Source organism: Paenilisteria riparia FSL S10-1204 (assembly GCF_000525995.1).
In the GTDB taxonomy this organism is placed as follows: domain Bacteria; phylum Bacillota; class Bacilli; order Lactobacillales; family Listeriaceae; genus Listeria_A; species Listeria_A riparia.
In genome coordinates this window covers 1-11649 of sequence record NZ_AODL01000004.1, presented here as the reverse complement: position 1 = coordinate 11649, position 11649 = coordinate 1, and the positions used below count along the sequence as shown (strand labels likewise).

The 11649-nt window shown below is 41.1% G+C and carries 11 protein-coding genes and 1 other annotated feature (1 of these 12 only partly in view); of the genes, 1 reads left to right on the top strand and 10 read right to left on the bottom strand.

Annotation, left to right across the window (positions count from 1 at the left end):
• Positions 1-10 (bottom strand) — a binding site (T-box leader) (it extends 223 nt beyond the left edge of the window).
• Positions 11-166: 156 nt separating this feature from the next.
• Positions 167-1450 carry an N-acetylmuramoyl-L-alanine amidase family protein gene (locus PRIP_RS02085; protein WP_036099177.1) on the top strand — a complete coding sequence of 428 codons (1284 nt, stop codon included), beginning with the start codon at positions 167-169 and terminating at the stop codon, positions 1448-1450.
• Between the two features lie 67 nt (positions 1451-1517).
• Here the strand turns inward: PRIP_RS02085 and dtd are convergent, their stop codons facing one another.
• The 10 genes from dtd to yajC form a co-directional block, all read right to left on the bottom strand.
• On the bottom strand, positions 1518-1973 hold the full coding sequence (dtd, locus tag PRIP_RS02080) for a D-aminoacyl-tRNA deacylase (protein WP_036099175.1): 456 nt from the start codon (positions 1971-1973) through the stop codon (positions 1518-1520).
• A 23-nt stretch (positions 1974-1996) separates the two neighbouring features.
• Complete coding sequence (locus tag PRIP_RS02075; protein ID WP_036099173.1) at positions 1997-4216, bottom strand: RelA/SpoT family protein; 2220 nt, start codon at positions 4214-4216, stop codon at positions 1997-1999.
• A gap of 168 nt (positions 4217-4384) precedes the next feature.
• Complete coding sequence (locus PRIP_RS02070; RefSeq protein WP_036099172.1) at positions 4385-4906, bottom strand: adenine phosphoribosyltransferase; 522 nt, start codon at positions 4904-4906, stop codon at positions 4385-4387.
• Positions 4903-7269 carry a single-stranded-DNA-specific exonuclease RecJ gene (gene recJ / locus PRIP_RS02065; protein ID WP_036099171.1) on the bottom strand — a complete coding sequence of 789 codons (2367 nt, stop codon included), beginning with the start codon at positions 7267-7269 and terminating at the stop codon, positions 4903-4905. Before recJ ends, PRIP_RS02070 begins: the two co-directional genes overlap by 4 nt.
• A 100-nt stretch (positions 7270-7369) precedes the next feature.
• Positions 7370-7705, bottom strand: a complete 336-nt coding sequence (locus tag PRIP_RS02060; protein WP_036099170.1) for a LapA family protein — start codon at positions 7703-7705, stop codon at positions 7370-7372.
• Positions 7706-7815: 110 nt separating this feature from the next.
• Positions 7816-8064: a hypothetical protein gene (locus tag PRIP_RS02055; protein WP_036099169.1), complete on the bottom strand. Its 249-nt coding sequence runs from the start codon at positions 8062-8064 to the stop codon at positions 7816-7818.
• Positions 8065-8101: 37 nt separating this feature from the next.
• The gene (locus PRIP_RS02050) at positions 8102-8368 is read right to left on the bottom strand and encodes a hypothetical protein (protein WP_036099168.1); all 267 of its coding nucleotides are present in this window, start codon (positions 8366-8368) and stop codon (positions 8102-8104) included.
• Positions 8369-8468: 100 nt separating this feature from the next.
• Positions 8469-10730: a protein translocase subunit SecDF gene (secDF, locus tag PRIP_RS02045; RefSeq protein WP_036099167.1), complete on the bottom strand. Its 2262-nt coding sequence runs from the start codon at positions 10728-10730 to the stop codon at positions 8469-8471.
• Between the two features lie 70 nt (positions 10731-10800).
• Positions 10801-11088 (bottom strand): post-transcriptional regulator, encoded by a 288-nt coding sequence (locus tag PRIP_RS02040; protein WP_036099166.1) that lies wholly within the window; start codon positions 11086-11088, stop codon positions 10801-10803.
• A 225-nt stretch (positions 11089-11313) separates the two neighbouring features.
• The coding region (gene yajC, locus PRIP_RS02035) for a preprotein translocase subunit YajC (protein ID WP_077912879.1) at positions 11314-11649 on the bottom strand (336 nt) is incomplete at its 5' end.

Sequence of the window (11649 nt, the reverse complement as noted above, 5' to 3'; positions counted from 1 at the left end):
TCGGTCATTTATTAATTACCATTAAGACTACTAGAATTTGTCTTGAAAGTCAATAACGTTTTTTAAAATAATCATAAAAAAATCAAGTTTAATGTTTCCTATTGTAACGATTTATGATAATCTTTTGGTAGTAGATATTTTTTTTAGAAGTATAGGTGGTGTCAAAATGAAAAACAAGTTCTTATTTATTACCTTGCTTTCTTGTTTACTCATTGCGGCAGGTATTTTGTCTACAATCGCAATGGCTAACGCCAACACAGTACAAGTAAAAGCTGAGGTATTAAATGTAAGAAGCGGACCCGGACTCGCTTTTGACGTCACATCTCAAGTCAGAAAGAATGAGATTTTAAACGTCATTGATGAAGAAAATAAATGGTATAAAGTTCGCCTAAGCAATGGTCAAAGTGGCTATGTCGCTAGCTGGCTCGTTCAAAATGTAGATGTCAGTGCTTCTAGTAATAGTTTAGCAACCGTTACAAGTGATGGCAGCCTCAACGTTCGTAGCAAGCCATCAACTAACAGTACCGTACTAGGCACATTAAAAAATGGGGATCAAATCACGGTTTCAACACAATCCAATGGTTGGACACAAATTCAATATCAAGGCCAATCAGCATGGGTCAGCTCGTCTTTCATTAAAATGCAAGAATCAGCAACAAAGGAATCTAGTAGTAGTTTACAAACAGTTACTATCCGCTCGAATGACACAAATATCCGTTCAGGTCCAAATCGTGACAGCAAATCTGTCGAAAGAGTCGACGCAGGTACAGTCTACGATATCGAAGGCGTACAAGGGGATTGGTACCAAATCACGACAGCATCCGGCGCTACAGGCTACGTTGCCAACTGGGTAGTCGATGTATCCAGCTCCAAGACAAAAAGTGCACCGAAAGCTAAAACAACATCGCTCGCGGAAGCAACCATCGTTATTGACCCTGGACACGGCGGAAACGATCCTGGCGCACAAAGTCAAAACGGAACAGTCGAGAAAAAAATAACCTTAAAAACTGCTAAAGTAGTCGCAAAACGCCTAGAACAAAGTGGCGCAAAAGTTATTCTGACACGCGATTCCGACGAGTATGTTTCACTCAAAGAACGTGCCCAAAAAGCCGAGAAATACAACGCAGACGCATTCATCTCACTCCATTATGACTCGGTACCGGATGCTAGCAAAACCAGCGTTCATGGCCAGACAACTTACTATTACAAAAATAAAGATCAAAGCCTAGCAGACAACATCAATGCAGGTCTAGCGAATAATCTAGCAAGCAAAAACCGCGGCACACGCTCTGGCGATTTCTATGTGCTCCGCGAAAACACACAGCCCTCTGTTTTACTAGAACTTGGCTATGTGAGCTCTAGCATTGATGAAAAGCAAATAAACTCCTCAGGTTTCCGTGAAAAAGTCGCCGATTCCATTTATGATGGATTGAGTAATTATTTTAAATAGAAAGTGCTAAAAAAACCGTCAAACATGATTAGAAATCTAATCCAAGTTTGACGGTTTTTTCATTTACTTATTTCCCCAAAAGCTCCTGTGAATCCAAAATAATCGTAATCGGCCCATGGTTCACAATACGAACATCCATAAAAGCCCCGAAAACCCCAGTTTCCACAACAAGTCCTTCTGCCGCTAACATGTCATTAAACAAATCATACAATTTAGATGCCTCATCTGGAGAAGATGATTTCGTAAAACTAGGACGCCTTCCCTTCTTCACATCTGCGTATAACGTGAACTGAGAAACACTTAATATCGCGCCACCAGCCTCTTTTATCGATAAATTCATCTTATCCGAATCATCTTCAAAAATCCGCAAACCTACAATTTTTTTCGCGATATACGCCACGTCTTCTGCCGTATCTTCATGGGTAAAGCCAACGAGCAAACAAAGCCCGCTAGCGATCTCTCCCACACTTTCGCCATCTATCGTTACACTTGCTTCATAACATCTCTGTGCCACCACTCGCATGTAAACACCCTCCTGCTACTTCATTAATTCATTAGACGACGCACAGTATATACATCTGGAATTTGCTTAATTTTGTCCACAACGCGTTGTAAATGATTAATATTATGAATTTGCAACGTGAGTACGAGCGTCGCCATTTTGTTATTATCCACTTTTGCGTTTACACCATTAATGTTGCTTGTCAGGCTATTTACGACCTGCAAAATATCATTGAGCATCCCATTTCGATTATAACCAAACACTTCAATATCGACGTTGTAATCCGTTTTAGCGGTCATATCCGCATCTTCCCAATCCACATCAATCAAGCGTTCCACATCAGGACCAGTGACATTCGGACAGTCCTTACGATGAATGGAAATCCCGCGGCCTTTTGTAATGTAACCAACAATAGCGTCACCCGGAACCGGATTACAACAACGTGATAAACGAATCAATAGATTACCGACACCTTGCACAACCACACCGGCATTATGCTTAATTTTCAGGCGTTCATTATTACTGTCCGCTGGGTTTTTCGCTTTCGTTTCCACTTTATTTAAAAGTTTCTCCGTTTGCTCCTCTAGTTCACGCTCGCGACGTTCTTTCTCTGTCAAGCGATTCGCGACTTGCAAGGCTGTAATACCGTTGTAACCCACAGCCGCAAATAAGTCATCTTCATGACTAAAATTCAACCGTTCTGCTAACTTCTTAATATTCTCCGCCGTCATCACTTTCTTAGGCTCAAAATCAAGCTGACGTAGTTCTTTTTCGACCATATCGCGACCTTTTTCAACATTCTCTTCCTTCGCTTGGCGCTTGAAGAATTGGCGAATCTTGTTCTTGGCTTGCGAGGTCTGCACGAGTTTCAACCAGTCACGACTTGGTCCATATGAATGCTTCGACGTCAAAATTTCAATGATATCGCCCGTTTTCAATTTATAATCCAAAGTCACGATTTTACCGTTAATTTTCGCACCAATTGTCTTGTTTCCGATTTCCGTGTGAATTCGATAAGCAAAGTCAAGCGGTACAGAACCATTTGGCAACTCAAAAACGTCTCCTTTTGGCGTGAAAACATACACCACATCGGTAAATAAGTCTAATTTCAGCGATTCCATGAACTCTTCGGCGTTCTCTGACTCATTCTGATACTCAATAATTTCACGGAACCAGCTCATTTTATTATCAAATGAAGTCTTCGAGTTGATGACTTTACCTTCTTTGTAAGCCCAATGTGCCGCCACCCCATATTCTGCAATTTGATGCATCTCAAGCGTTCTAATTTGCACTTCCAAAGGATCACCTTGTGGACCGATTACCGTCGTATGAAGCGATTGATACATATTCGACTTCGGCATCGCAATATAATCTTTGAAACGGCCAGGCATCGGTTTCCAGCGCGTATGAATAATGCCTAAAACCGCGTAACAGTCTTTAATACTATCCACAATAATCCTAACTGCCAGCAAATCATAAATTTCGTTAAACTGCTTGTGTTGCTCTGACATTTTGCGATAAATAGAGTAAATATGCTTCGGTCTTCCCGAAATGTCTGCCTTAATATGCAAGTCATCCAAATTCTCATTCACACCATCAATCACATCACGCAAATAGCGCTCACGCTCATCCCGCTTCTGTTTCATTAAGTGCACAATACGATAATATTGTTGCGGATTCAAGTAGCGAAGTGCAGTGTCTTCTAGCTCCCATTTCACACGCGAAATCCCCAGACGATGCGCAATTGGTGCAAAAATTTCAAGCGTCTCGTTCGCAATCCGACGTTGTTTCTCAACTGGCAAATGCTTTAGTGTACGCATATTGTGTAGTCTGTCTGCCAATTTTACGAGCATAACACGAATGTCTTGTGCCATGGCGATGAACATTTTACGGTGGTTTTCTGCCTGTTGTTCTTCATGTGATTTATATTTAATTTTCCCTAATTTCGTTACACCATCAACAATCATTGCAATCTCTGGTGTAAATGTTTCTTCCAAATCCTGAATAGTAACAGGCGTGTCTTCCACAACATCATGTAAAAAGCCTGATGCAACTGTTGCTGGATCCATTTCGAGTTCAACGAGAATCCCTGCAACTTGGATTGGATGAATGATATAAGGTTCCCCCGATTTACGGAACTGATCCTTGTGCGCTTCCCGTGCATAATCACAGGCTTTTTTGACAAGCGCAAGGTGCTCCTCATTCATATAATGAGAAGCCAGTTCAATTACTTGATCCGCTGTTAAATTTTGTTCTTTAGCCATAATCCCCTCACACCCTCTTCATCCCAGCTATTATAAGTATGTAAAAGCACCCACGCAAATGAGTGCTTTTTAAAACGATTCTTATTTGGTATTATATCATGTTTTGTGTGGCTAACAAAGTAATTTTGTTGCATTATGCCATAAAAAACACAATTCAATAGCCTTTACTTAGAAATCCATTAAAATAAGACGATCGTAACCCGCTAATTTCTTGTGGCCTTCGAGCTCTGTTAATTCGATTAAGAACGCACACCCAGCAACGACGCCTCCCAATTCTTCCACCAGTTTAATCGTTGCTTCAATCGTACCACCAGTCGCCAACAAATCATCCGTGATTAACACGCGTTGCCCTGGTTTAATTGCATCTTTATGCATCGAAAGCTTATTCGTACCATATTCCAAATCGTATTCCATATCCACTGTTTCACGTGGTAATTTATTCGGTTTACGAACTGGCGCAAAGCCAATACCAAGAGAATAAGCCACTGGACAGCCAATGATAAAACCACGTGCTTCTGGTCCGACAATAACATCCACACTTAGCTTCTTCGCGTAATCCACAATCTGATCCGTTGCAAATTTGTAAGCTTCTCCATGACTCATCAGAGGGGTAATATCTTTAAAGACAATCCCTTCCTTCGGCCAATCATTTACAATCGCTACATAACTTCTTAATTCTTCTAAGTTCATTGTACTATTTCCTCCAAAATTGAATTCCCCTTCGAATTCATCAACTTCTCAATCCACGCATACAACTCGTTGTAGTTAGAATAGAGTAACTTCTGTTCCATCGCCATTCGATATTCTCTCACTTTATACACTTGTGAGTCTTCCAAATTGCGCTTTTCTTGCACGTCATTCAATCGAACCACGCCATCTTTCATTGTAGCAAAGTTTAAGTCAAAAAACACGCGAGACATAAAATCCACTTGCTCATTTGTCCATTGAAACTGTTTACAAAGTCGCGCCATGTTTTGCTGTAGCGGGAATGGTTGATGTTTTTTTAGAACCGCATAAAATTGTGCAAAATGTTGTCTATTTGGCATAGACGCAATCGCGTTTCCATTTTCCGATGCAACATGTAAATAAATTCGCTGCGTTTGCGTTTTAGCAACAATAGCCTCTAATAACGCTATATCATCTGGCATATCTGCAAAAATAACATCTTTCATTGTTAACTCATCCGCAAAATCAGTCACCGTCTTCACTTGTACGCAAATAAGCCCTGGATTCGCCGCAAGTAATGCTTCACGTGTTGCCTGTTGGAAACAAATAAATACTTTGTCACTAGTTCCGCCAGCTTGCAATAGTTTTTCCCATTCTCCGCGACTACGTACATCAAAAAGTTGCCAATGATCAATTTTCAAATCAACAATACGCAGTTGGGGTTTTCGCATATTGTTCCATTCGTTAATCGATAGTTCGCCGACAATGTCCACACGCGCCATTGGAGAGATTTTTTCAACCAATTCACCAGTACCGAAACCGACCGCATCAAGCACCGCGCCTGATTCAGAAGTGATTGCCGTTTTTAGATGCGTTTTATCCGCGCCAATTCGTTTCGTGCCATCCAGCTTCACGCCTTCTAACGCAAAAACTGGTTTCGGATTATCCGTCCCAAATGGTGCCAACTTATTCAACTGACCGATAAATTCAAGTGTCACCGCCTCAACTGGAATCACCTCTTCCACGCGTAGTACCGAAACAAAATCTTCTGGCGTCAACGTTTCGCGAGCATACTTCGCTAAATTAACACGCAAAGTCGGTATATCCGCCACATTAAGCGTCATACCAGCCGCCATCGGGTGACCACCAAACGCCGTTAACAACTCATGATTCGCCTCCAGCGCCTTATACAAATGAAGCGCCTCAATACTTCGGCCAGAACCTTTCGCGATCCCAGTCACTTCATCTATGCCAAGCACAATCACAGGTCTCGCATAGCGATCCACTAGACGTGAAGCCACAATCCCAACAACACCAGGATTCCATCCCACTTTACCGAGCACAAGAACCTCATTCCCATCACCAAGAAATTCCGCTTCAATCATTTCAATCGCTTCCTCGGTAATTTGCGTAACAATCGCTTGCCGTTCCTTGTTGGCTTCATCAATTTCTTCCGCTAAAAATACTGCTTCCTCTGGATCTTCCGTGAGCAATAAGTCCGCCGCTGGGTCTGCAGGGCCCAGACGTCCAATCGCATTCAAACGTGGCGCTATCATAAAACCAATCGTTTCTTCTGTCGCTTCCGAAAGTTTCGTACTAGCGAGTTTGGCAAGCGCAGCCACACCAATATTCGAATTATCCCGCAAGATTCGCAATCCTTTTTGCACAAATAGGCGGTTTTCATCTGTTAGTGACACCAAGTCGGCCACCGTCCCAATTGCTACCAAATCCAATAACTCCGTCGGTTCCTCACCTAACAACGCGTGAGCCAACTTATAAGCCACGCCTACGCCCGCTAAATCAGGGAATGGGTAATTCGATTCCGGGTGTCGCGGATGAATCACAGCGACCGCCTCAGGCATCGTCTCCTTCGCCTCATGATGATCCGTCACAATCACATCCAAACCAATCTCTTTCGCATGCGCCATCACATCCAGCGCCGCAATCCCATTATCCACCGTAATCAGCAACCCCACACCAGCATCTTTCGCCTGTGTAAACGCCTCCTTATTCGGCCCATAACCTTCCGTAAACCGATTCGGAATATAAAATTCGGCCTCCGCACCGAGTTTGCGCAATGTTTTCAACAACAACGTCACACTCGTCACGCCATCCGCATCATAATCCCCAAACACGAGAATTTGTTCCCCCGCTTCAATCGCTTGCCTAATTCGCGTTACCGCAAGCTCCATCTCCGCAAGTAAAAATGGATTATACGCTTCATATTTATCAGGATGTAGAAATTTATCTAATTGACCAGCAGTCATCACTTTGCGACGTGCATATAATTCCGCCATCGGCAACGTGCATTGCAAAGCTTGTGCAATCTGCTCCGTTACACTTTCATCCACCGTTTCCAACTGCCATTTATATTTCGAATGAATCATGCTCTCAAGCCTCCCTCAACCTTACCCATTATACCGAAAAAATCCTAAAAAGTACATGAAACAAAAAAGACCGCTAAAAGTAGCGATCCTTCCCCAATTATTACATTGTTGGTGTCGATTGTTCTGGTTTGTCCGCCACTTCCACTTCTGAAACTTTCACTTTACGCGATTTTTCAGCAGCCAATTGACGTTCCAATTCCTTTTTCGCATTTTCTGATGTCTTCACTTGCTTTTTGAGCGCATTTACACGCACGATGTTCAGACAGAAGAAAATCAGACAGCCTACTAACACCGATCCTAAAATCACCAAAATCAGTGGCCATTCCGCTTTTGCAAATAAGAAATTGACCTCGACCCCATCCACATTCATAATCGCAAACACTGCAATAATAATTGCTAAAATAATACCTACGATTACTTGCCATTGTACTTTCATCTTCAAGACCTCCCTACTTGTTATCGTACAGCATTGCTACATCTCGAAAACACGTGTCCCCATTTGAATATCCAAAATCGTCGACAGCTCAAAATGCACTTGCCATACGATTACGCGTTCTCATCCAAATCATCAAAAACCACATGATTATCAACGAAGTAGCGCACATACCCCTCTAACATTTCACGTTCTCCATATTGATCTAAATAAATTCCCAGCGGTATTTTCTGCGCCAACGCTAAACGAAGCATATTCACAAATAAATCACCAAACATCGGCAATTCCAAATCTTGATGTCGTTCCGCATGTAAAGCATACAACTTTTCTGGCCGTCTGGCAATATGTCCACCATCGCCCATCAAAATCTCCTAATTTCAAACATAGTCATCCATCTCCTTAAAAGGTAAATACCCAACCTGCCATATAAATAAGCGTTAATCCACCTAAAATAAGTAATGTTTTCAACACATACCACGGCAAAATCATCAAAATGAACGCAAAAATACCAAGTATGACTGAAAATATAAACGAATCCACCCCATCAAAATCAGGCCAACCAGTGTCCAGCCCTCCATTATGCCATTTCTTTGAATAAAGTAATCCGATAGCAAAAATACATACTCCCAAGATTATCAATAAAATCTGCCAAAACATGTTTTTCATAGTGTCCTTCCTGCATATAAAAAAACGAATGCTTATCCCGACCTGATTTCTCAGATTGGATAAGCATTCGGCACGAAACATAGCTTATCATGTCGAAAGATTAAACGACAGGTTGATCATTTCTAGCGCTTTTTTTCTTCTTCTGTGTCTGGATAACGCCTTTTTTCTTTAATTCACGTCTCTTGAATACATACCACAATTGCATTGCCATGAATATAGATGAGAACACACTAGATACTAATCCCACTAATAGCGCAATCGAGAAGTTCAAAATCGACTCATTACCAAAGATAATTAAAGCGACAACCGTGAATAACACTGTCAAAATCGTATTAATCGAACGGATGAATGTTTGACGTAGCCCGTGATTGACTGCAAACGCAATATCCTCTGGCTTCTTAAAGCGTCCCATTTTGTTGGAAACATCGCGAATCCGGTCTGCCGTAACAATCGTATCATTAATCGAATAACCGATAACCGTCAACACCGCAGCGATAAATGTTAAATCAACTTCCAATCGGAAAATACTAAAGAAGACAAAAATCACGAATGCATCGAATAAGAGTGATAGAATCGTCGCAATCCCCATAGATACTTCAAATCGGAAAGCAATATAAATGACAATTAAAATAGATGCAATTGCCAGTGCCCATAAACCATCTTTCGCGAGCTCCTGCCCAACTGTTGGCGTTACCGTACTAATATTCGGGTCTTCGCCATACTCCTTCTTGAAGTGCTCTTTAAATGTAGCAATTTCGTCTTGACTTAGCGCACCTTTATAACTAACAACCGCTGTTTTATTATTATTTTGGAAACTAACATCGTTCGAAGGCATATCAATCGATTTCAAATCTTTATTAATCTGTTCCTCCGTCAGTGCATGCGTTGCCGTAATCTCAGCACGCGTACCACTAGCAAAGTCAATACCAAGGTTCAGCTTGAACACAGAAAGTATCACAATACCAATGACAACAATCACTGCGAATGTCGTCAAGAAAGCACGATGATGTTTGACAAAATCATATTTATCAAAATGCGTTTTCAAGTCGAACGTTTGCTTACCTTCGTGTAGGTCATGAATATCCTTACGACGAACAGCAAACAGTCCAGGTTTATTGTTCAAAGCATTACTACTTACAAGAAGCCCCATAAGCGCTCTTGAACCCCAAACTGCTGTTAAGAAACTTACTAAAATACTAATAATCAATACCGTCGCAAAGCCTTTAATGGAACTTGTACCGAAGTAGAAAAGAACCCCAGCAACAATCAGTGTAGAAATATTCCCATCAAAAATTGCTCTGAAGGATTCTTTCCCACCTATATCGAATGCTGTTTTCGTAGACTTCCCAACCTTGAGTTCTTCCCTTATCCGCTCATAGGTAATAACGTTGGCATCTACCGCCATTCCTATACCGAGAATCAGCCCGGCAATCCCTGGTAGTGTAAGGGTTGCATTTAATAAACCTAAAATTAATAAGACAATATACGTATATGCAACTAACGTAATCGATGCAATAACACCAGGCAAGCGATATACAGCCATCATGAAAATAAAGATTGCAGCGACACCAATAATACCTGCCAAAATTGTTTCCGCTAATGCGTCTTGACCAAATTGCGCACCAACAGATGTAGAGTAAACTTCCGTTAATTTAACAGGAAGCGCTCCGGAATTTAGCAAATTCGCCAATTCTTTTGCAGAATCCATCGTAAAGCTACCAGAAATCTCTACTTTTTTCGTATCCAGTTCTCGGTCTACATTAGGTGCAGAAAGATATGCTGGTTTTTCTTTTGAACGCTCAGTTTTATATTTCAAGCCTTCTTTCCAATCCAACCAAATAACTAATTGATTGTCTGGAGCCATCCCCGCAACTGTTTTAGTTACACTAGCAAATTTACTTTTATCTTTCAATTCTAGTGTAACAATTGCTTGGTTCTTGTCATTTGTGACAGCTTTAGCACTGCCTGGCACGAGATCACTACCGTCCATCATCAGCTTATCATTCGCATCACGGAACGATAAGACTGCTTGTGTTGATAGGATTTTACGTGCTTCGTTTTGATCGGTAACACCCGCCAGTTGTACACGAATCCGGTTACCACTTTCAATAGTGATGACAGGTTCATTAACCCCTAGAGCATTGATACGTTGATCCAGTGTCGCCACTGTCTCTTTTAATACATCATTGGTTACTTCGCTTTTCCCATCGGCCGGCTTCACTTGGTATAAAACCTCAAAACCACCTTGTAAATCTAGGCCTAGATTGATTTTATCCAGAACTGGTTTTGCTGTAAAAATAACTGTCCCGAAAATAATCGCCACGACAAGGAAAAACGTGATTAGCTTACTTTTCTTTATCATTTCTTTCTAATTCCTCCCTCATCTACTAACAACAGACACCCTTGTAAGTGCCATTACGCTATGTAGACTGCTACTCTTGACCTTCTGGAAGCACTTCTATGATTTCTTCTATTGGTGCTTCTTGCGATGGTCCCATGGTTACGAAATCCATGAGTGATGCTATTTTCATTTGTAAAATGTCGTGAATGCGTTGATGTAGTGGTGGGTTTTCTTGATCTTTCCAAACAACTTCATTCAAAAAAGACCAGATGTGCTCCGCTTTAATTTCGCGATACCCCATGAGTTGAAAATCTTCTACTCGAATTAAAATGGCTGGTTCTATTTGGTCATAGCTTTCCATGTTGAAACTCTCTCTCATTCCTTACACCTTCTTTTTCAAACAACATAGATTCATTTTATCTAATTATCTAGGAAATGGGAAGCATAATCTACAAAAAAAACAAATCTTTCTGCCAAATGTGTCCAAGAAAACGGTTAACAACCTAAAAATCCATCAAAACATAGTTCTTATATACCCAAATCTAAACAAGAAAAAACAAGCCAATACAAGGAATTTTCATTCATGGCTTGTTCTTTTTACCTCTTATTTTGAATTTTCCTTTGTTTCTACTTCCGTTGTTGGTTCTTCCTCAACTTCTGCTTCCACAACTTCTTCCTCAACTGCGTCTGACTTCGCTAATACAGTACGAACTGCATTGCGATCAAAAGTTAGCTCACTACCAGCACAATCAAGTACAACATTGCCATCTTCAATTGCTACAACTGTTCCGTGCAATCCTCCGATAGTAATGATTTTATCACCTTTTGATAAACCACTTTGCATTGCATTGACTTCTTTTTGACGTTTTTTTGTTGTGGACGAATAAGCAAGAAGTAGAACAATAACAATCATAAGTAATAATGGGATTAACATTGCCAT

Coding starts and splice junctions, on each gene's coding strand:
- PRIP_RS02060 (WP_036099170.1), bottom strand. CDS start 7,705: ATGAAAGTACAATGGCAAGTAATCGTAGGTATTATTTTAGCAATTATT.
- PRIP_RS02085 (WP_036099177.1), top strand. CDS start 167: ATGAAAAACAAGTTCTTATTTATTACCTTGCTTTCTTGTTTACTCATT.
- PRIP_RS02055 (WP_036099169.1), bottom strand. CDS start 8,064: ATGGGCGATGGTGGACATATTGCCAGACGGCCAGAAAAGTTGTATGCT.
- PRIP_RS02050 (WP_036099168.1), bottom strand. CDS start 8,368: ATGAAAAACATGTTTTGGCAGATTTTATTGATAATCTTGGGAGTATGT.
- PRIP_RS02075 (WP_036099173.1), bottom strand. CDS start 4,216: ATGGCTAAAGAACAAAATTTAACAGCGGATCAAGTAATTGAACTGGCT.
- secDF (WP_036099167.1), bottom strand. CDS start 10,730: ATGATAAAGAAAAGTAAGCTAATCACGTTTTTCCTTGTCGTGGCGATT.
- recJ (WP_036099171.1), bottom strand. CDS start 7,269: ATGATTCATTCGAAATATAAATGGCAGTTGGAAACGGTGGATGAAAGT.
- PRIP_RS02070 (WP_036099172.1), bottom strand. CDS start 4,906: ATGAACTTAGAAGAATTAAGAAGTTATGTAGCGATTGTAAATGATTGG.
- dtd (WP_036099175.1), bottom strand. CDS start 1,973: ATGCGAGTGGTGGCACAGAGATGTTATGAAGCAAGTGTAACGATAGAT.
- PRIP_RS02040 (WP_036099166.1), bottom strand. CDS start 11,088: ATGAGAGAGAGTTTCAACATGGAAAGCTATGACCAAATAGAACCAGCC.